Source organism: Mesorhizobium atlanticum (assembly GCF_003289965.1).
Taxonomy (GTDB): Bacteria; Pseudomonadota; Alphaproteobacteria; order Rhizobiales; family Rhizobiaceae; genus Mesorhizobium; species Mesorhizobium atlanticum.
The window spans coordinates 739,546-759,428 of record NZ_QMBQ01000002.1; the positions used below are offsets into that span (position 1 = coordinate 739,546).

General features: G+C 63.4%; 21 protein-coding genes. 9 read left to right on the top strand and 12 right to left on the bottom strand.

Annotated features, from left to right (window positions below):
* Positions 1 to 5: 5 nt before the first annotated feature.
* Complete coding sequence (locus DPM35_RS32380; RefSeq protein WP_181591966.1) at positions 6 to 182, top strand: hypothetical protein; 177 nt, start codon at positions 6 to 8, stop codon at positions 180 to 182.
* Between the two features lie 33 nt (positions 183 to 215).
* Here the strand turns inward: DPM35_RS32380 and DPM35_RS08580 are convergent, their stop codons facing one another.
* The 4 genes from DPM35_RS08580 to DPM35_RS08595 form a co-directional block, all read right to left on the bottom strand.
* A complete protein-coding gene (locus DPM35_RS08580; protein WP_112126829.1) occupies positions 216 to 923 on the bottom strand; it encodes an LssY C-terminal domain-containing protein in 708 nt (235 codons plus the stop codon).
* 95 nt (positions 924 to 1,018) lie between these two features.
* Positions 1,019 to 1,846 carry an extensin-like domain-containing protein gene (locus DPM35_RS08585; RefSeq protein WP_112126830.1) on the bottom strand — a complete coding sequence of 276 codons (828 nt, stop codon included), beginning with the start codon at positions 1,844 to 1,846 and terminating at the stop codon, positions 1,019 to 1,021.
* A gap of 137 nt (positions 1,847 to 1,983) precedes the next feature.
* Positions 1,984 to 3,030: an extensin-like domain-containing protein gene (locus DPM35_RS08590; protein ID WP_112126831.1), complete on the bottom strand. Its 1,047-nt coding sequence runs from the start codon at positions 3,028 to 3,030 to the stop codon at positions 1,984 to 1,986.
* A gap of 75 nt (positions 3,031 to 3,105) precedes the next feature.
* Positions 3,106 to 3,531 carry a DUF3775 domain-containing protein gene (locus DPM35_RS08595; RefSeq protein ID WP_112126832.1) on the bottom strand — a complete coding sequence of 142 codons (426 nt, stop codon included), beginning with the start codon at positions 3,529 to 3,531 and terminating at the stop codon, positions 3,106 to 3,108.
* 177 nt (positions 3,532 to 3,708) lie between these two features.
* Here DPM35_RS08595 and DPM35_RS08600 point away from each other — a divergent pair, with 177 nt between their 5' ends.
* Together DPM35_RS08600 and greA are read left to right on the top strand one after the other, a co-directional pair.
* Positions 3,709 to 4,245, top strand: coding sequence for a tetratricopeptide repeat protein (locus DPM35_RS08600; RefSeq protein WP_112126833.1), 537 nt, complete (start codon positions 3,709 to 3,711; stop codon positions 4,243 to 4,245).
* 262 nt (positions 4,246 to 4,507) lie between these two features.
* A complete protein-coding gene (gene greA, locus DPM35_RS08605; protein ID WP_027168132.1) occupies positions 4,508 to 4,981 on the top strand; it encodes a transcription elongation factor GreA in 474 nt (157 codons plus the stop codon).
* A gap of 178 nt (positions 4,982 to 5,159) precedes the next feature.
* On the opposite strand, the gene waaC is transcribed toward greA, so the two are convergent.
* The 3 genes from waaC to rfaD are packed head-to-tail and all read right to left on the bottom strand — an operon-like array spanning position 5,160 to position 8,070.
* Entirely contained in the window at positions 5,160 to 6,146 is a 987-nt protein-coding gene (waaC, locus tag DPM35_RS08610) for a lipopolysaccharide heptosyltransferase I (RefSeq protein ID WP_112126834.1), read from the bottom strand.
* Positions 6,143 to 7,150 (bottom strand): lipopolysaccharide heptosyltransferase II, encoded by a 1,008-nt coding sequence (gene waaF, locus DPM35_RS08615; RefSeq protein WP_112126835.1) that lies wholly within the window; start codon positions 7,148 to 7,150, stop codon positions 6,143 to 6,145. The genes waaC and waaF overlap by 4 nt, the downstream gene beginning before the upstream one ends.
* Positions 7,123 to 8,070 (bottom strand): ADP-glyceromanno-heptose 6-epimerase, encoded by a 948-nt coding sequence (gene rfaD, locus DPM35_RS08620; protein WP_112126836.1) that lies wholly within the window; start codon positions 8,068 to 8,070, stop codon positions 7,123 to 7,125. The genes waaF and rfaD overlap by 28 nt, the downstream gene beginning before the upstream one ends.
* A 268-nt stretch (positions 8,071 to 8,338) precedes the next feature.
* Here rfaD and rfaE1 point away from each other — a divergent pair, with 268 nt between their 5' ends.
* From rfaE1 to DPM35_RS08635, 3 genes are read left to right on the top strand one after another with little or no spacing between them, the layout of a single operon-like run.
* Complete coding sequence (rfaE1, locus tag DPM35_RS08625) at positions 8,339 to 9,823, top strand: D-glycero-beta-D-manno-heptose-7-phosphate kinase (protein WP_112127116.1); 1,485 nt, start codon at positions 8,339 to 8,341, stop codon at positions 9,821 to 9,823.
* A gap of 7 nt (positions 9,824 to 9,830) precedes the next feature.
* Positions 9,831 to 10,403 (top strand): D-sedoheptulose-7-phosphate isomerase, encoded by a 573-nt coding sequence (locus DPM35_RS08630; protein ID WP_112126837.1) that lies wholly within the window; start codon positions 9,831 to 9,833, stop codon positions 10,401 to 10,403.
* Positions 10,396 to 11,025 carry a D-glycero-alpha-D-manno-heptose-1,7-bisphosphate 7-phosphatase gene (locus DPM35_RS08635; protein ID WP_112126838.1) on the top strand — a complete coding sequence of 210 codons (630 nt, stop codon included), beginning with the start codon at positions 10,396 to 10,398 and terminating at the stop codon, positions 11,023 to 11,025. Before DPM35_RS08630 ends, DPM35_RS08635 begins: the two co-directional genes overlap by 8 nt.
* Positions 11,026 to 11,094: 69 nt before the next feature.
* Here the strand turns inward: DPM35_RS08635 and DPM35_RS08640 are convergent, their stop codons facing one another.
* Positions 11,095 to 11,571, bottom strand: coding sequence for an Lrp/AsnC family transcriptional regulator (locus DPM35_RS08640; protein ID WP_095817346.1), 477 nt, complete (start codon positions 11,569 to 11,571; stop codon positions 11,095 to 11,097).
* Positions 11,572 to 11,803: 232 nt separating this feature from the next.
* On the opposite strand from DPM35_RS08640, the gene trxB reads away from it, so the two are divergent.
* Positions 11,804 to 12,778 (top strand): thioredoxin-disulfide reductase, encoded by a 975-nt coding sequence (trxB, locus tag DPM35_RS08645; RefSeq protein ID WP_112126839.1) that lies wholly within the window; start codon positions 11,804 to 11,806, stop codon positions 12,776 to 12,778.
* A gap of 72 nt (positions 12,779 to 12,850) precedes the next feature.
* Positions 12,851 to 13,747, top strand: a complete 897-nt coding sequence (locus tag DPM35_RS08650; RefSeq protein WP_112126840.1) for a LysR family transcriptional regulator — start codon at positions 12,851 to 12,853, stop codon at positions 13,745 to 13,747.
* A 14-nt stretch (positions 13,748 to 13,761) separates the two neighbouring features.
* On the opposite strand, the gene DPM35_RS08655 is transcribed toward DPM35_RS08650, so the two are convergent.
* The 3 genes from DPM35_RS08655 to DPM35_RS08665 all read right to left on the bottom strand — a co-directional run bounded on the left by DPM35_RS08655 (position 13,762) and on the right by DPM35_RS08665 (position 17,792).
* Positions 13,762 to 14,262 (bottom strand): methyltransferase family protein, encoded by a 501-nt coding sequence (locus DPM35_RS08655; RefSeq protein ID WP_112127117.1) that lies wholly within the window; start codon positions 14,260 to 14,262, stop codon positions 13,762 to 13,764.
* An 896-nt stretch (positions 14,263 to 15,158) separates the two neighbouring features.
* Positions 15,159 to 17,207, bottom strand: a complete 2,049-nt coding sequence (locus DPM35_RS08660; protein WP_112126841.1) for an elongation factor G — start codon at positions 17,205 to 17,207, stop codon at positions 15,159 to 15,161.
* Between the two features lie 225 nt (positions 17,208 to 17,432).
* Entirely contained in the window at positions 17,433 to 17,792 is a 360-nt protein-coding gene (locus DPM35_RS08665) for an EAL domain-containing protein (RefSeq protein ID WP_342633667.1), read from the bottom strand.
* Between the two features lie 425 nt (positions 17,793 to 18,217).
* Here DPM35_RS08665 and DPM35_RS08670 point away from each other — a divergent pair, with 425 nt between their 5' ends.
* Positions 18,218 to 18,613 (top strand): (R)-mandelonitrile lyase, encoded by a 396-nt coding sequence (locus tag DPM35_RS08670; protein ID WP_112127118.1) that lies wholly within the window; start codon positions 18,218 to 18,220, stop codon positions 18,611 to 18,613.
* Between the two features lie 63 nt (positions 18,614 to 18,676).
* On the opposite strand, the gene DPM35_RS08675 is transcribed toward DPM35_RS08670, so the two are convergent.
* Positions 18,677 to 19,879: a pyridoxal phosphate-dependent aminotransferase gene (locus tag DPM35_RS08675; RefSeq protein ID WP_112126842.1), complete on the bottom strand. Its 1,203-nt coding sequence runs from the start codon at positions 19,877 to 19,879 to the stop codon at positions 18,677 to 18,679.
* Positions 19,880 to 19,883 lie beyond the last annotated feature (4 nt).

Here is a 19,883-nt window from a genome sequence, read left to right on the forward strand (position 1 = left end):
GCCCATTGGCGCTCGAACCAAAACGTGGCCTTGTCCAGAAGCTTCTGGAAGAGACCGGCATTACCGAGGCGCAGGCGCTGGAGTTGATCGCGCTGCTCGGATCGAATTGGTCGTCACTGGTCCGGGAAGCGAAAGCCATAAGGGACAGCCTCAAGCCACCGACCGGGCCTCCGTCCGCGTGACGGTCTGTGCCGCCGCTTGGCTCGGCCGTGCCGTCACTCCCGTGGGCTCAACACGCCGATCACGGCCATGCCGTCGGTGAAATAGGGATCGCCGCCGCCATTGCGCCCAGACTTCGTTGCGCCGATCCCCGGTATCTCGCTGGTGGATGTGAGCAGGCCGGCGGCCCTCAGGTCGCCGATCAGGAAATCGCGCTCGGCGTCGATGTCGGGGCCGATATGGTGGGTGACGGCGCCCGTGTTGTGGCTGAGGCCGACGCCGCGATCGAAGCTCGCGGCGCCCAGCCAGAGCGGGCGGCCATCGTCGCCGACCGTGTTGGTCTGCCAGAAGCGGACATGGTGGCGCCGGTCGGCGCTGTCGCCGACGGGCTCTTCGAAGGCCAGGTCTTGGGCGCGGCCCTCGAACAACAGGCGGCTCATCGGCGCATCGGGGTAGGGGCGGGAAAACAGGACGCTTTCACCGATGTCGATCGCGGTCCTGAGCGTCACGGCATCGGCCGTATCCCAGCCCGCGACCGCGAAGGCGTGGACCACCTCCTTCTCGGTGCCGACAAGGCCGACATTGATCGGATCGCCGGGAATGCCCTGAGGCGTATGCGTCACCATCTCGAAGGGGCGGGTACGGAAGCCGCGCTCCTGCCAGGTCCAGAATTCCGGCGCGGCGACATAGGCGAGCGCCAGATAGAAGGCGCAAACCGCCGCAAGCCAGATCGCCGCTCGCCGCCCAAGGCTTCGCTCACCCACGACAACCCGCTCCTAAATCCACGCGCGACCATTTTACGCGGTGTTGGCCGTTTTTGGGCAGATGGAGCCAAAGCGGGTTGTTTTGCCGCCTCAAGTCAGCGGCAGGCGCGGTAGCCGCTCTTGCGGTTCTTGATGTCGAAATGGAAATGGTTGCGGTGGTCGTAATTGTAGCCCGGGCCGAGCACCGTGGTGAAATACTCGCAGCCGTCGGCGCGCACATTGTTGAGGAAGCCGCGGGTGCGGAAGGCGAACAGGCCGGGCTTGCGCACGTCGATGTCGTCGCCATTGTTGAGCTCGATGCTCATGACGTCGAGCGCGTTGCCCTTGCCGTGCTCGGACAAAACACCTTCTCCGGCGATGTTGCGGCAGGAATAGCTGGAGCCCTGGTGGACCGCCTTGACGCCGGAGAAATAGCGCCAGCGGGCGGCCGGCTGCAGCTCGTTCTTGGTCCAGGCGGCAAAGGTGGCGGCCATATTGCAGGTCAGCGTCGCTGCCGGCTTCATCGCGACGCTGCCGATCGCCGTCACCTTCACCGGATAGTCGATGCCGCACTGGCCTTCATGGATCGGCTGGATGTCCTGATAGACGACGCCCATCCGCTTCAGCTCGTTGCGACAGTCGATCTCGCTGGCCGGCATCTGCTCGAGAGGCGACATCGGCTCATCCATGCGTGGATAGGCGGCCTGGGTCATGTAGGGATTGGACGGAACAAGGCGCTGCATGCCGGCATATTGCGGCGCGTCGGGCTGCGGCACGGCCGCCGTCTGGCTGCCGACATCGACGGCCGGCTGCAGCGCAAAGACATCGCCGGTCGTGCAGGCCGATATCGTCGCGATGGCGCCCGCCGCCAGCCCGGCGAACGCGATCCGCGCGCACTTGTTTCGTTGCGCCGCCACCAGCACAGCGCCAAGTCTTCGAGCCATTGAAAGGCGTCCTTGTCCCCGAATGACACAAGGTTAACCCTCAACAGTAAAGGAAAGATCAGCGCCGGCATTCATGCATGGGGCGGAAATGCGGCGCTGTTCTTGCCGGTACGCGACCGAAACTTCCGAGATCGTGCCTACTGGCAGAATGTGCCGCCGTGACGTCGCGGTTCCAGGTCGAGATGGAAATGCAGCGCGTGGTCGGGGTCGGCGCCCGGCCCAAGCACCGTCTTGAACGGCCCGCAGGCAGCCTTGCGTACAGCGTCGAGGAATTTCGCATCCTTCTCCGGAGGCACTGGGCCGACCTCGATCTTGCTCCCGTCCGACAAGGTGAAGCTGGCGATGTCGAGCGCATTGCCGAAGGCGTGTTCCGACAGTTTGCGGGTGCCGTTGCGCGGGCGGCAGACGAAGGCCGAGGCCTGGTTGACCGCCTTCAAATCGGCACCGAGGTCGGCCTTTGCCGTGGGCTGGACGACATCGGCCATGAAGCGAGCAGTTGCCTCGGCCATCGGGCAATTGAGCTCGGTGCCGGGACTGACGCTGATGGATTTGCCGAGCGTCTTCAGAATTATCGGATAGGGAATCGAGCAGCCGATTTCGGGATCGTGCTCGGCCTTGTGCTCCGCGAACTCGACGCCAAGCGCCCTTAGCCGCTCACGACACGCGGTTTCCTCCGCCGGCATCTTGTCGGCCGGCACATCGGCCGAGCGGGGATCGGGAAGCATCTTTTCCTCGCCGGCATCGGCCGGCTTTTCCGGCGGTTGCGGCGCGGTTTCCGGCGGCTCCGGCTCCAATTCGGCGGGCTTCTCCGGGGGCGTCGGCACGACATCCGGCGTCTCGGGCTCGGAATCCGTCCGCGGCGCGGACTGAGCGCCCTTCGAGCGGGGCGGGCGGGCGTCCCATTTCGGATGCGACTTCTCCTGGTTGAGGAAATCGTCATTGCTGTCGAGGCGGCTTTTGCCTTGCCCCGACTTCTCAGTACCGTTCTCCATGTCCTGGGGACGCGGCCCTGGAACCGGTGTCGCCGGGGGCGTTTCCGGTGCCGGAGCGGCGCTCTGGCTCGGTGGCGGCAGGTGTCCTTTGTACCGATGATGGTGCTTGGCCAGGGCCGGCGTAACCAACAGGATCGCGGCCGCCACAGGCAGCGCCAGTCTGCAAAGTCGTGAAAGGCTCAGCGTTGCCATCGCCCGGAAACGGCAATCGTGTCGCGAAGTTGCCTGCACCGCCGGCCTTGCCGATCACAATCGGTTACCGGCACGTTACGCGCCTATGGCTTCAAGGCCTTCCTCCAGCCAATCGGCGAGCATCGGCAGGCCGAGCAGATATTTGGCTGTCCGCTTCCTGGGACGCTCCCTAGCGGCTGCCACCGCGTCCGCCCATTCGGATGCGTCATAGTCGCCGCGCCCGACCCAGGCGAGCGCGATCAGTTCGGCCGCTTCGTCGATATTGAGATCGTTGATCAACTCGCGGAATTCCTCCTCGGTGAGGTCTTCCGAGGCTTCCTCGACAAGGCCGTCATGGTGATGGCTGGCATGCGCGTCGCCGTCGAACTCGACCTCGTGCTCGGCGCCGTCGTCATAGTCCTCGTTGACAGCGGCGCTCAGCGCCTTGGCCTTGAGGATGAACAGGCGCACCGTGTCCGGGTCGATGGAAAGCTCCCATTCTTTCTCGAGGCGCTGCTGCACGGTCCTTCTCCACGTGATGCGCTTGGCCCGATGATAGCGGATTTGCAGCGCGCGTCACGTCCGGAGGCAAGGCTCTGTTTCGGGCCGCGCAAAATAGTTCGGCAGCCGCCCGCATTTCGGGATGAAACCGCGCCAGAGCGGCGTTAGTCTGCCATTGTCACGCTCACGGAGGCTTCGATGCGCAGACGATTGCTTGTTCAAGTCATGGCTCTTGCGGCGCTGCCGCTGTTCGTTGCGCCGGCCTATACGGCCGGTGAAAGTGGCGGCAGCGGTGGCCAGACGACCACCACCTGCAAGAAGGGCGAGGTCTGGGACAAGAAGAAGAACAAATGCGTGAAGCCGCAATATGGCATGCTGGATGACGACAGCATCTATGAGGCCGGCCACGATCTGGCGATGGCCGGGCGCTATGACGAGGCGATCTCGGTGCTGACGCTCGCCGCCAACAAGCAGGATCCGCGCATCCTCAACTATCTCGGCTATTCGCATCGCCATTCGGGCCGCGTCACGGTCGGCCTCGGCTACTATGAGGAAGCGCTGCGCATCGACCCGAACTACACGCTGGTGCGCGAATATCTGGGCGAAGCGCATCTGCAGATCGGCGATCTCGCCGGCGCGCAGCAGCAACTCCAGGAAATCGAAAAGCGGACCGGCAAGGGCTCGCGCGAATACGGCATGCTGTCCGAGCAGATCGATCATTTCCTGCGGAGCTGAACAGGCTTCAAGCTCTTCGGGCCGGCTGCGAGCAATCGTAGCCGGCTTTTTGTTGTTCGCCTCCAGCCGGCGTCCGCGAAAGCGGTGATCATTTTGCCCAACTTCATTTTTGCACGTGAAAATCGCGCCAAGATCGCTATATTCAGGGAAATTGTGGTGAAACGGTTCCGTTAGCCCGAGGCTGCCGGACCGTTTTCTTTTTGTACCCATTTGACAAGGCTGCTCCCGAAAAGCGGGGGTGGCGGCAGGAAAGGTCAGGCATATGATCAAGGTCCCGATGACAGGCGAGGGGTTCGCGTCATTGAAGGAAGAACTGCGTTGGCGCCAGCAAGAGGAGCGTCCGCGTATCATCGAGGCGATCTCCGAAGCGCGCTCGCATGGCGACCTGTCCGAAAATGCCGAATATCACGCGGCGAAGGAATCGCAGAGCCACAATGAAGGCCGCATCAACGAGCTCGAGGATCTGATCGCGCGCGCCGAGGTCATCGACGTCTCCAAGCTGTCCGGCGACAAGGTGAAGTTCGGCGCGACCGTCGTGCTCGTCGACGAGGACACCGAGGAAAAGAAGACCTACCAGATCGTCGGCGACCAGGAAGCGGATGTGAAGTCCGGCCGCATCTCGATCTCCTCGCCGATCGCGCGAGCGCTCATCGGCAAGGAAGTCGGCGACGCCATCGAGGTCAACGCTCCGGGCGGCGCCCGGGGGTATGAGATCGTCCAGGTGCAGTTCATCTGAGGTATTGAAAGCTGGGGCTTCGGCCTTGGTTTCAATTTCCAAACGCCGGCGCTGCCCCTCATCTGGTTGCCGCCATCTTCTCCCCGTAAACGGGGGAAGGACGCTCTCATTGATGGTTTCGCTCGCTAAAGGTGGAGGAAGGGCGGCGCCAGCCTTTCCAATTGAATTGATTACACAATCAGCGCTTGGCGGCTACCTTGTCGAGTGCCTGGCGTTTCATGAGCTGTTCCGCTTCCGCCATCACCTCAGCCGGCGTGATCTTGCCGCCGGCTGGCGCAAGCAAGGTCGATGCAAACTTCCCGCGCGGGCCGGTGAGACCGGGTTCCGTCGCCAGGAAAATGGCGACCGTCGGCAGGCCGAAGGCGCTGGCAAGATGGGTGAGCCCGGTGTCGGCGCCGATGACGAGCGTCGAGCGGCCGAGGATCGCTGCGACATCCGCGAGCGGCGATTTCGCGACCAGCGCCGTCTTTGGCACGGCTCCGGCAATGGCTTCCGCCACTTTCCTTTCCACCTCATTCGACCAGGTGACCACCGGCGTGAATTGCCGGTCAGCCAGTTGGCGCGCGGTTTCGATCCAATCCTCGACCGGCCATTTCTTGTCTTCGCGGCTGGTGCCGTGCAGCAGGAAGGCGGTTTTGCCCTCAACGCCGGGCAGGTTCCCCGCCGGCGGCACAATGCCTGACTCGAGCGTCGACAGGTCAGGCTGGTAACCAAGCGCAAGGCCAAACAGCCGCCTGGTGCGCTCGATGGCGTGCAGGTCGCGCGGCACGGGGAATTTCCGCTGATAGAACAGCGTCGCCGAGGGCTCGCGGGCACTCGTCCGGTCCAAGCCGACAATCGGCGCGCCGGCCTGCATGGCGACCAGGGCCGACTTCAACAAGCCCTGGGCGTCGATGACAAGATCGTAGCGAGAGGCGCGCAACGCTCTGCGCAAGCCGGCCATCTCGCGCCATGTGCCGCTTTCAAATGGACGCTTGCGCCAGCGCCGGACTGCCACCTTGTGGATCACTCCAATCGCTGGATGCAGCGCCACGATGCCGGCAAACGGCTCCTCCACGCACCAGTCGAAGCTGATATCGGGACGATTGCGGATCGCGTCCTCGACGGCTGGAAACGTGTGAATGACATCGCCCATCGACGATGTCTTGACGATCAGCACTTTCATGCGGCCGCCGGGACCTTGAGCAGGCGGTCGGCCGCGGCGGTGACGCGCGCGACATCGAGCGTCTTCAGGCAGTTGAGATGCCCGAGCGGGCAGACCTTCTTGTGGCAGGGCGAGCAGGACAGATGAAGCCAGATCAGCTCGGAGCGTTCGCTGAGCGGCGGCGTGTTTTCCGGCGAAGTCGAACCGTAGACGGCGACGATCGGCGTGCCGACGGCGGCCGCGACATGCATCAGGCCGCTGTCGTTCGAGACCGCAAGCTTCGCCGCGCCGATCAGATCGATGGCATCCTCAAGCCGCGTCTTGCCGGCGAGGTCGATGGCGCCCGGTGCTAGTGCTGCGATCTCGCCGGTCACCTCCGCGTCGTTCTTCGAGCCGAGCAGCACGACGCCCAGACCCTTTGCCATCATATCCCGGGCAAGCCCGGCATAGTGATCGCTCGGCCAGCGTTTTGCCGGACCGAATTCGGCGCCGGGCATGAGCGCCACGAATTTCTTTCCCGTCAGCCCGAACCGCGCGAGCAGATCGGCCTGGTTGGCCTTGTCGACGGTGAGCTGCGGCGGGCGAAACGTGCCGCCGCGCGCGAGGCCGAAATAGGCGCGCGCCGTGCGCCGCTTCAGCGCTTCGGGCAGCGGCACAATGTCGGTCAGCAGGCCATAGCGCATTTCGCGCAGATTGCCGACACGCTGTGGGATGCGGGCAAAGAAGGGGATCAGCGCCGATTTCCAGCTCCCCGGCAGCACATAGGCCATGTCGTAGCGGCCGCGCAGCAGGCGGCCGAAGCGCCTGCGGCTGCGAAATTCGAGCGCGCCCGGCATCAGCGGAAAGTCGATCTGGCTGCGTATCTCGGGCATGCGCTTGACCAAGGGCGCCGCCCAGGCCGGCGCCAGCACATCGATGGCCGCGTTCGGATGTTTTTCCTTCAGCGCCGCAAACAGGCACTGCGCCATGACCATGTCGCCCACCCAGCGTGGGCCGATCACGAGGATCGTTGGGCCTTCAGCCATTCGACATAGTCCCTGACGCCGGTTTCGACTGTGCGGAATTGGCCATTGTAGCCGGCCGCGCGCAAGCGGGACATATCAGCCTGCGTAAAACTCTGGTAGCTGCCCTTGAGATGGTCGGGGAAGGGGATGTATTCAATCTCCCCCTTGCCAAGCGTGTCGATCACCGTCTCGGCGATGGCGCGGAACGGCTGCGCACGACCGGTGCCGCAGTTGAAGATGCCGCTCAGGCCCTTTTTCCAAAGCCAGAGGTTGACGTCGGCGACATCGCCGACATGGATGAAGTCGCGGCTCTGCTCGCCCGGGCCGAAGTCGCCATAAGCACCGAATAGCTTCGGATTTTCGCCGCGCTCGACCTGCTTGAAGAGATGGAAGGCGACCGAGGCCATGGCCCCCTTGTGCGCCTCGCGCGGTCCGTAGACGTTGAAGTAGCGCAGGCCCGTCACCTGCGAATGGTCGGCGTCGACGTTACGTCGGACGTAGTCGTCGAACAGCTTCTTCGAATAGGCATAGACGTTGAGCGGCCGCTCGAACGCAGGCTCCTCGCGGAACTCGCTGCCGCCGCCATAGACGGATGCGGAGGAGGCATAGAGGAAGGGCACGCGCAAAGCGAGGCAGGCGTGAAGCAGCCGCTTCGAATAGGTGTAGTTCACGTCCATCATGAACTTGCCGTTCCACTCGGTGGTGGTCGAGCACGCGCCCTGGTGGAAGACGACCTCTATGCGGCCGAGCGCGCCATTCTCGAGCTGGGTGAGAAAATCGTCCTTGTCGAGATAGTCGGCGATGCGAAGGTCGGCCAGATTGGCGATCTTGTGGCCGTCGGTGAGATCGTCGACCACGACGATGTCGTCATGCCCCTCGGCGTTGAGCGCGGCGACGATATTGGAGCCGATCATGCCGGCGCCGCCCGTGACGATGATCATGATGGCCTCTAGCTGCTTGCGATTCCGGCTCTTATAGGGGAGGCGGGCGGGAGTGTCGATAAAGCACGTTCGCGGCCAAGGCCGGCAATGCTTGGCCATAGTCGCGCCGCAAAGCTCCCGCTTCACTCGCGCCCGTTCCGTCTGCCTGGTTCGCAGCCTGCCGTTGCGCTGGCCCGAATTGCGGTATATCGGCATCGCAAATATGACAGGCGCTGCATTTCCGGCGCTTCAAACCGACCAGATCCGCCCTCAGGCGCCCACCAGTGAGATGATCAAGCACAATCCGCCCTCTCCGGAACCTTTGCATCGCACCATCGCCCGCTTCGGCGAGGTCACCGTGCTGGTCGTGGGCGATTTCATCCTCGACCGTTTCGTCAGCGGCGTGATCGAGCGCATCTCGCCGGAAGCCCCTATCCCCGTGCTGCATGGACGAGGTGAGACGCTGAACATGGGCGGCGCGGGCAATGTCGTTTCCAACATCGTTTCGCTGGGTGCCGCCGCCATACCCGTCTCGGTGATCGGCGCCGACCACGCCGGCAACAATCTGATGCGCATGCTCAGCGAGATCGGCGTCGACACCGACGGGCTTCTGCAGCGCCAGGACCGCATGACCTCGTCGAAAAGCCGCTTCAGCGCCCTTAACCAGCAGGTGCTGCGGTTCGATGAGGAAGAGATCAAGCCGCTCAGCTCCGCCGAGCGGGCGAAGCTCATCGATCATTTCCAGGCCGCGCTTGGCCGCGCCGACATCGTCATCCTTTCCGACTACGGCAAGGGTATCCTGCTCGACGGCGTCGCCGGCGAGCTGATCGCGATCTGTCGCGACGCCGGCAAGCCGGTGCTGGTCGATCCGAAGGGGCGCGACTACGCACGCTATGCCGGTGCGACGGCGGTGACGCCGAACCGCAAGGAGCTCGGCGAGGCCGTCGGGCGCAAGGTATTCGGCGACGACGAGATCGTGGCCGCCGCGCGCGACCTGATCGCCGAGCATGACTTCGAATTCATCGTCGCCACGCGCAGCGAGAAGGGCATGAGCGTGGTCTCCGCCGAGGACGCTCGCCACATCTCCACCCAGGCGCGCGAAGTGTTCGACGTTTCCGGCGCCGGCGACACGGTCATTGCGAGCTTCGCGCTATCGCTCGCCGCCGGCGCCGACCGCGTGCATGCCGCCGTCATCGCCAATGCGGCCGGCGGCGTCGTGGTGGGAAAGCGCGGCACCGCGCGCCTCAACGTCGAGGAATTGTCCGGCGCGCTGTTCCGCTCGCATGGGCCGACGGCTCACACGGATGCCATTCTTGACGCCAATGCCGCGGCCAGGATGGTGGCGGCATGGAAGGAAGAGGGGCTGACCGTCGGCTTCACCAATGGCTGTTTCGATATCCTCCATGCCGGCCATGTCAGCCTGCTGCATGCCGCGCGCAGCCAGTGCGACCGGCTGGTGCTCGGCCTCAACAGCGACGACTCGGTGCGCCGGCTGAAAGGACCCGGACGTCCGGTCAACAACCAGCATGACCGCGCCTGCGTGCTGGCGGCACTTGCCTCGGTCGACGCCGTCGTCGTCTTCGAGGAGGATACGCCGCTCAAGCTGATCGAGGCGCTACTGCCCGACATCCTGGTCAAGGGCGCGGACTACACGATCGAGACCGTGGTCGGCGCCGATGTGGTGCAGAAGGCGGGCGGACGCGTGGTGCTAGTCGATCTCGTCGCCGGCAAGAGCACGACGAACACCATCGGCAAGCTGCGTGCCACAAACTGAGGGTCTCATGTCCGATTTGAACGACTATCTGGTCCGCTCCGCTGCGGCGATCTCGGCGATGGTCGAGCGCGACCTCACCGGTGAGATGGAGCGCGCGGTGAGCACGGTCGTGACCGCGCTTTCGCAAGGTAAGGCGCTGCTGATCTGCGGCAATGGCGGCTCGGCCAGCGATGCCATCCATATCGCGGGCGAGTTGGTTGGCCGCTTCCTTAAGGAACGCAAGGCCTACAACGTCATCGCGCTGCCGGCCAACGCCGCGGTGCTGACCGCCTGGGGCAACGATTACGGCTTCGACACAGTGTTTTCTCGCCAGGTCGAGGCGCACGGATCGGAAGGCGCCGTGCTGCTTGCCATCTCGACCAGCGGCAATTCGCCGAGCATCCTTGCCGCCGCCGAGCAGGCGCGGGCGATGGGCATGACGGTGATCAGCCTGACCGGCGAGACCGGCGGCAAGCTCAAGCCGCTGACCGACATCCTGCTCAATGTGCCGTCGACCTCGACGCCGATCATCCAGCAGGGGCATCTATGCCTCTATCACCATCTGTGCGAGGCGGTCGAAGCGCGTCTCAGCAATGGCTGAGAGCGAAGGCTTTCCGCTGGCCGAGCCGGGCCTTTGGGTCGAGCGGGTTAGCGACCGGAGCTTTCCAGCCGGCCGGCCGGCGCTGTTCCTCGATCGCGACGGCACGATCAATGTCGATACCGGCTATCCGAGCGATCCGTCGGCCATGGCGCTGCGCGACGGCATCGCGCCTGTCATCGAGGCCGCGAATGAGCACGGCATTCCGGTCGTCGTCGTCACCAACCAGTCAGGCATCGCGCGCGGCTATTTCGGCTGGGATGCGTTCGCTAGGGTCAACGGGCGTGTGCTCGATCTGCTGGCTGAACAAAACGCGTTTGTCGACATGGTGCTCGCGTGCGCCTATCACGAGGCCGGCACCGGCCCGCTGGCGATTGCCGACCATCCGATGCGCAAGCCCAATCCGGGCATGCTGCTGGAGGCGGGCCGGCGACTCGGCCTGGACCTGAAGCGATCGCTGATCGTCGGCGACAAGCCGGCCGATATGGAAGCAGGGCAGCGCGCCGGCCTTGAGCGCGGCTGGCTCGTTGACGGCGAAGCCTCGACGAGGAATGGGCTTTCGATGTTGCCGATGCGCGACGCAACGGACCTTGGTGGACTGCTCACTGCGATACGGTCGCTTTGATCGCAGGTTGATTCAAAATCTAAAGCTAAGCCCGTTGTTTCTGCCGGTGAATTTCCGGAAGCCGGCACATCAAGTCGGGAAGGCCACCAGCCCTTCATCCTTGACGCGGCGGATGGTCAAGGCGGTGCGCACCGTGTCCACATTGGGGGCCGAAGCCAGTTCCTCGATGACGAAGGTCTGGAAGGTGCCGAGGTCGCTCGCCACGCAGTGCAGCAGGAAATCGGATTCGCCCGAGACCATCCAGGCGTCGCGCACGATCGGCCAGCCGCGCGTGCGTTCGGCGAAGGTTTTCAACTCGGCATCGGCCTGGTGATGAAGACCGATCAGGCAGAAGGCGACGACATCCATGCCGAGCGCTGGCGCATTAAGAAGCGCTCGGTAACCCCGGATGATGCCGGCCTCTTCCAGCCGCCTGACGCGGCGCAGGCAGGGCGGTGCCGAGATGCCGACCCGGCTCGACAATTCGACGTTGGTCATGCGCCCGTCGCTTTGCAACTCGCGCAGGATCTTCCAGTCGATGGCGTCGAGGTCGGCTTTGAGCGGCATGGCTGTCTCGGCTCTTGCGCAAGAATCTTTCGCGAATTTGTAATTAAACGACTTTTGTGTCCGCGCCAGCCCTTATCGGCGCGTTTTTTAGAGGTAACAAAAGCTGCGGTTTTGCGAATATCCAACTGACGGCAGCTTTCCGGGGACGACGGTCCGTTCGTCTTGCTGCCATGGTTTGCAACCCTTACATTAACCGCGACAAAACCACGGCCGCGTGCCGCAGGGGACTTTCATGAACATCAAACATGCGCCCGTTCTTATCATCGGTTCCGGCCCGGCAGGCTACACGGCGGCGATCTATGCCGCCCGCGCAATGCTGAAGCCGATGCTGGTCGCCGGCCTTCAGCAGGGCGGCCAATTGATGATCACCACCGACGTCGAGAACTATCCGGGCTTCGCCGATCCGATCCAGGGCCCCTGGCTGATGAGCCAGATGCTGGCGCAGGCCGAGCATGTCGGCACCGATATCATCAACGACATCATCACCGAGGTCGACCTCAATGTGCGGCCGTTCCGCGCCACCGGCGATTCCGGCACGGTCTACACGGCCGATGCACTGATCATCGCCACCGGCGCGCAGGCCAAGTGGCTGGGCATCCCGTCGGAGCAGACCTTCATGGGCTTCGGCGTTTCGGCCTGCGCCACCTGCGACGGCTTCTTCTATCGCGGCAAGGACGTCGCGGTGGTCGGCGGCGGCAATTCCGCGGTCGAGGAAGCGCTCTATCTGTCGAACCTCGCCAAGAGCGTCACCGTCATCCATCGGCGCAGCGATTTCCGCGCCGAGCGCATCCTGCGCGAGCGGCTGCTTGCGAAGGACAATGTCCGTGTCATCTGGGACACGGTGGTGGACGAGATCACCGGACGTCCAGGCAAGGCGCCGTTGCCGCCTTCCGTCGAAGGCCTGACGCTGCGCAATGTCGTGACCGGCCAGGAATCGAAACTGCCGGTCGACGGCGTGTTCGTCGCGATCGGCCATGCGCCGGCGGTGGAGCTGTTCGTCGGCAAGCTGAAGCAGAAGCCGAACGGCTATCTGTGGACGGCGCCGGATTCGACCCGCACCGACGTGCCCGGCGTGTTCGCCGCCGGCGATGTCACCGATGATGTCTACCGTCAGGCAGTGACGGCCGCGGGGCTTGGCTGCATGGCGGCGCTGGAGGCGGAAAAATATCTGGCGGGCATCGAGGTTCACCGCGAAGCGGCGGAGTAACAAATCGGCTGAAAAAAGCCGTTTAAAAGCCTGATTTTTCATTCAGACGCCAAATGAAACGCGAGGGGAATCATGGCGCTGGACTGGGATAAATTACGCGTATTTCACGCAGCGGCGGAGGCTGGGTCGTTCACCCATGCCGCCGAGACGCTGCATCTGTCGCAATCGGCCATTTCGCGGCAAGTCAGCGCGCTGGAGCATGATGTCGGCGTAGCACTCTTCCACCGTCATGCGCGTGGCCTGGTGCTGACCGAGCAGGGCGAGATGCTGTTCCGCACGGCGCATGACGTGCTGATGAAGCTGGAAACCATCAAGACGCGGCTGACCGAGACCAAGGACCGGCCGTCGGGCGTGCTCCGCGTAACGACCACGGTGGGCCTGGGCGCCGGCTGGCTGACCGAGCGCGTGCAGGAATTCATCGAGCTCTATCCCGAGATCAGCCTGCAGCTGATCCTGGCCAATGAGGAGCTCGACCTGACCATGCGCCAGGCCGATTGCGCGATCCGGCTGCGCCAGCCGCAGCAGCCCGACCTTATCCAGCGGCGGCTGTTCACGGTGCATTTCCACCTCTACGCGGCGCCGTCCTACATCGCCAAGTTCGGCAGGCCGACCTCGACCGCGGAGCTCAGGAACCATCGCATCGTCACTTTCGGCGTGCCGGTGCCTTCGCATCTGTCGGAGCTGAACTGGCTTGAGACGGTGGGCGATTTCGAGGGCGCGCAGCGGGTACCGACGCTGCAGATCAACGACATCCTGTCGATCAAGCGGGCGGTGCAGGGCGGCGCGGGCATTGCCATGCTGCCGGACTACGTGATCAACAAGGACTCGAATCTGGTGCAGCTGCTGCCGGAGACCGAGGTGCCGTCCTTCGACACCTATTTCGCCTATCCCGACGCGATGAAGAACCAGGCGAAGCTGCACGTTTTTCGCGATTTTGTCATCGCGAAGGCACGCAGCTGGTCTTACTGAATGGCCGGTCGAGACTACTTCCCGCGCCAGGGTGTGAAGCGGGGCAGCCAGCCGGGCACGGCGCGGCGGTAGGCTTCATATTCTTCGCCATAGCGGCTGGCGAGCGTCGGCTCTTCATAGAACTTGACGAAGGAGATCATCGCCGCGGCGGCGATGAGGCCGTAGACCAGGACCGCCCAGCTCGAAAAGATCAGTGCCTGGCCGAGGATGATCGCCAGCACGGCCACGTACATGGGGTTGCGGACATGGCGGTAGATGCCGCCGACCACCAGCTTCTCCGTAGGCGCCACCGGCGCCGGCGTGCCTAGACCTTCAAGCGCGAAGCGGGCGAAGGCATGAAGCAGGATCGCGGTCGCCACGACCACCAGGATCGAGCCGGCAGTCACGGAGCCCGGTACCACCGACAGTGGCGTGTGGTAGCCATCGGTCAGCAGCCACGGCACCAGCCCGGCAACGACGCCCGGCGCGACGACCAGAAACAGCGCGCTGCCGGCGATTGCTGAAAAACTACGCATCCAGGGACCTCTGCCGCAAAAATAAACTTGGCCTGCCGAAGTCGGCATCATTTCGCCGATTTACGCAGTTCAGAGCAAAATTCACTGCATTTTGCATTTCAGCAGTCGCGTTTGATCCGAAAAATACGGCGGAATCGCCCTATTTTCCTGGTCCTATGGCTTCCTCGAATAGGTTGGACCACAGCCTCCGTCTTTTTGCATGCGTGTGTTGCAAAATAGATGCTTGTTTCTTGGGCATGATGAGCACATATATAGTCACATCTCCGGGGCGCGTTCTCCTCCCATTAGCGCCCTCGAGTGTTCCCCTCTGGAGGTTAGCCCTAATCGGCACTTCCAATCAAACTCAGCCGGATCTTTATTGATCCGGCTTTTTTGTTGCCCGCACGCCTTCGAGCCGGCAAAAGCACGACCGAATCCCCCACGTAACAGTGACATGTAACATCGGGTAACATGTCGCAGACACAGTCTAAGGTTTAAGTAAATCATAGGACGCGGTTGGTCGGTTCGAGAGATGGGGGCATCACTCGAAATGACCGGGCTCAGGCAGCTACCGCGTCCGAACCATTTTTTCCGGATGCGGCGGACCAGCCGTTGCCTCCCAGGAAAACGGTCCGCAATAGGAACGGCGTCCGGATCATCCGGACGCCGTTTTCATATCTCCAACAGAAAGTCTGTCAGGCAGGCCGACCTGCAGTGCGGTACACCGTTCCACAGAAACGGCGAACCGCACTGTGTCCTTGTTTTTACGCAATTCCGGACGGAAAACTGCTCACGCTTTTCCTGGAATTGCTTTAAAAGCGCGTCGCGCTGAACCGAATTCAGGCGACGCGCTTTAAGCCTTTGTTTTGATGCATGTCGTTGTCCCAGAACCGCTGCGCACTTCTGGGCGGCATGCATTAGGCAGCCTTGCCGTTGGCGTTCATCGCCTCGTCGGCGAGCCTGCCGGTGAGCTCGGCCATATGGTCGAAAGCGGCCTTGTAGCTGGCGACGCCGGCGGTGGCCGAGCGCAGCTCGATGATCAGGTCACCGATTTCGGCCTGCGGCATGGTCGCTTCGACCACGTCCCAGCCTGGCCAGTCTGGCCGCGCGTCATAGCCGAGGATCTGGCCGCGCCGCTGCGGGATCAGCGCGATGATCTTCGAGGTCGCGTCGGAAGGCGTGACGATCTCGACCTTCATGATCGGCTCAAGCAGGACCGGCGAACAAGCGGCCATGCCTTCCTTCATTGCGAGCTTCGCCGCCATCTGGAAGGCCATGTCCGAGGAGTCGACGGCATGGTAGGAGCCGTCCGACAGGTTTACGGCAACGTCGACGACCGGGAAGCCGAGCGGGCCGGTCTTCAGATAGTCGCGGATGCCGGTCTCGACCGACTGGATATAGGTCTTCGGCACCACGCCGCCGGTTATGGTATCGGAGAACTGGAAGCCGGAGCCGCGCGGCAGCGGCTTGATCTCGATCACCACATCGCCGAACTGGCCGTGACCGCCGGACTGCTTCTTGTGGCGGCCGCGCTGCTGCGTTCCTTTGCGGATGGTCTCGCGGTAGGGCACGGCCGGGGCATGGCCCTCGATCGGAATCTGGTTCTTGCCCTCAAGGCGCTCACGCACCACGCGCAGATGCATCTCGCCGTGGCCCGACAGGACGGTCTCGGCCGAGTCCTGGTTGTGACGCAGGCTGAGCGAGGGGTCTTCCTCGGCCAGCCGCTGGATCGCGGCCGACATCTTGACCTCGTCCTTGCGCTCCTTGGGGCGAAGCGCGAAGGCGAAGACAGGCTGCGGCGGCTCGAGCGTGACCAATGGCCGGATGCCGCCCTTGGCCGAACTCAGCGTCTGGCCGGTCTTGACGTTGTCGAGTTTGCCGAGCGCGACAGTGTCACCCGCCTTGGCGGATGTCTGCTTGATCTGGTCCTTGCCGAGCATCTTGTAGATGCCGGATACCTTCGTCGTGTCGCCGTTGGAAAGGAAAAGCTCGGCCGCGTCGGCCAACTGGCCTGAAAGCACGCGCGACACCGAAAGTTTGCCGCCATGCGCGGTGTGGATGGTCTTCATCACCTGCACCACCGTCTGGCCTTCCGGCGCGCCGAGGCGCTTCCTCGTCGCCTCGACGTCCGGCGCGTCGTGGCGAATGGCTTTCAACAGGCGCAGCACGCCATTGCCCTTCTCGGCCGTGCCGATCAGCACCGGCGTCACCGCGCCGGCGCGCAGGTCAGCCGAGAGATCGTCGAAGATCGCGTCCTTCGGCGGCTCGATCTCCTCCAGCAACTGCTCCATCAGGTGATCGTCGTGGTCGGCAAGCGTCTCCAGCATGGAGAAACGCGCTTCCAGCTCGCGCGCCTTGTCGTCGTTCGGAATCTCGGCGACCTGGCTTTCGGCGTACTCGCGATAGATGTAGGCGCGTTCCAGCGCCAGATCGATCGAGCCGATGACGATGCCGTCCTTGCGCACCGGAATCTGGCGTAAGAGCAGCGGCACCGAACTTGCCGGCTGCAGCATCTTCAGCGTCTCGCGCACGCCCGCGATCGCCTTGTCGATCTTGTTCAGGAACAGGATGCGGGGAATGGCGAGATCGTCGAGCTTGCGCATGATGAGCTGGAGCGCCGGAATCTTCTTCTCGTCGGCCTCGGCGACGACGACCGCAAGGTCGCAAGCGGCAAGCACGGGCTCGGCCTCGAAGGCGAATTCGATGGAGCCGGGGCAATCGACGAAGGTGATCTGCTCGCCCATGAAATCGGTGGTGGCGAAGGTCGCCTCGACGCTCATGGCGTGGGCGCGGGCCTCGGGCGAATGATCGGAAACGGTGTTGCCCGATGAAACGGGATTCTGGCGTGGAATGGCGCCCGTGCGGGCGAGGATTGCTTCGAGAAGTGTCGTCTTACCGCTTGCAAAGGGACCGACTATGGCTATGCATTTCGGTCCCGTGCGTCGTCCTCCGGCGCGAGTACCCATGGCTGACCTCCACTCAGGCGTTTCCCCAGAGAGCGATCAGCAAAAGTGGAAACCGGTTTTTGCGTCCGATCGCACCCTGTGCAGAGCGGCGGCCGGCCTGTTCGGCCGTCGCGGGCGGGGTTTATCCACCCCTTCCCAAGGCCATCGTCACACGGGTTCGCCGGGAGGGCAAGAAAAATAGGATGTTCGCCGGCTTGGGTTTGTCAGGCCGTCATTTGTTGTTCGTCAGGCCGTGAGGGCGAGCGACTCGCGGCCGGCGACACACAAGGCGCTTGCCTTGTCGCGTGGTGCCGGCTTGCCGAAGAAATAGCCCTGGAAGCGGCTGCAGCCGGCCGTTCGGGCGAGGGTGAATTCCTGCTCGGTCTCGACGCCTTCCGCGACGATGGCGATCTCCTGGATGCGGTCGATCTGGGCAAGTGCGGAAACGAAGATCTGCGCCACCTGGTCGTGGGCGAGGCTGCGGATATAGGAGCGGTCGATCTTGACGCTGTCGATGGGCAGCGACTTCAGATAGTTGAAACCGCAAAGTCCGGTGCCGAAGTCGTCGAGCGCGATGTGGAAGCCGAGGCCGCGCAGTGCTTCCAAGCGTTCTCCGTCAGCGCGAAAGCCGCTAGCCCGGTGGCGGCGATGCTCATCACAAGCAGAGCCTGGATGCCGCGATAGATACGGCCGCTATGATCCTTGATTGTCGCCAAGATACTCATGTCCGCGCCCCCACAGCACGCGCCTTGGCTAGGATCTCAGCCGTTAACAAACGCTGAGCGCGGCGATTGTCTTGGCCTGTTCTTTCGCGGCTAGATCGAGGCGGCGATTTTATGTTTAAAAAGCAATGATTTATGACGATATTCAGACATTCTAATATAGAAACTGCCTGGTGCCTGAGCGCACAATCGGAGCTGCCACGCCGGCAACATCCTAAAGCCGTTGCAATGGCCTCTCGACAGGATGAGACTGCTCCACGAGAGGTCGTATGCGGCCCCTGTTCGACCAACGAGTTCGAGGATATGAACATGAAGATCATTGCGTGCGGCAGTGTGCCGACGATCATCGCACCTGAGGCCTATTTCACCGGGCGGGTGCTGCAGACGCCGATCATCGAGAAAGAAGCGCCGGCGCGGCTGAGGGCGACACTGGTCAGTTTCGAGCCCGGCGCGCGCACTTACTGGCACACGCATCCGCTCGGGCAGACGCTCTATGTCACGGCCGGCGCCGGACTTGCCCAGACCTGGGGCGAGCCGATCCAGACGATCAGGGCAGGGGACGTCATCTCTTTCGCGCCGGGCGAGAAACACTGGCACGGCGCCGGATGGAAAACTGCCATGACCCATATCGCCATGCAGGAGGCACTGGACGGCGTCCATGCCGATTGGCTTGAGCAGGTTTCCGACGAGCAATATGGCGGTTAGGACGAACCCGACAAAAACCCGGCGTCACGCCGGGTTCTTCGCGTTCGGTGCTTCTTGCGCCGTTCAGGTCAACGATGCGGTGAAGCGCTGGATGCGCGTGCAGGCTTCCTCGAGCAAGGTTTCCGACGTGGCGTAGGAGATGCGGAAATTCGGACCGAGGCCGAAGGCCGAGCCGAACACCACCGCCACGCCTTCGGCGTCCAGCAGTTCCGAGCAGAAGGCTTCGTCGGTGTCGATCACCTTGCCGGCCTTTGTCTTCTTGCCGATCAGCTCGGCACAGGACGGGTAGACGTAGAAGGCGCCTTCGGGCGAGGGGCAGGAGATGCCGCGCGCCTGGTTGAGCATCGAGACGACGAGGTCGCGCCTCCCTTGAAAGATCGCCTTGTTCCTGGCGATGAAATCCTGCGGCCCGTTGAGCGCCTCGACGGAAGCCCATTGCGCGATGGTGCAGGCGCCCGAGGTCTGCTGGCCCTGGATCATGTCCATCGCCTTGATCAGCGGCACCGGGCCGGCGGCGTAGCCGATGCGCCAGCCGGTCATGGCATAGGCTTTCGACACGCCGTTCATCGTCAGCGTGCGCTCGTAGAGGTTGGGCTCGACCTCGGCGATGGTCTTGAAGACGAAGTCGCCATAGGTCAGATGCTCATACATGTCGTCGGTCAGCGTCCAGACATGCGGATGCTTGAGCAGAACATCGGCCAGTGCCCGCAGCTCGGCCTCCGTGTAGGCGGCGCCCGACGGGTTGGACGGCGAGTTCATCAGCAGCCATTTGGTCTTCGGCGTGATCGCCTTTTCCAGCACCTCGGCCGTGAGCTTGAAGCCGTTGTCGATCGAGGTGTCGACGAACACCGACGTGCCGCCGCAGATCGCCACCATTTCGGGGTAGCTCACCCAGTAGGGGCGGGGGATGATGACCTCGTCGCCGGGGTTCAGCGTTGCCATGAAGGCGTTGAACAGGATCTGCTTGCCGCCGGTGCCGACGATGGTCTGCTCGGGCCGGTAGTCGAGGTTGTTCTCGCGCTTGAACTTCTTTGCGATCGCCTCGCGCAGAGGCACAATGCCCGACACCGGCGGATACTTGGTCTCGCCGCGGCGGATCGCCTCGATCGCCGCGTTCTTGATGTTGTCCGGCGTATCGAAGTCCGGCTCGCCGGCGCCGAGGCCAATCACGTCACGGCCGGCATTTTTCAGCTCGCGCGCTTTCTGCGTCACCGCGATGGTCGCGGAAGGCTTAACGCGGGAAAGGGCGTCGGCGAGAAAGGCCATGACA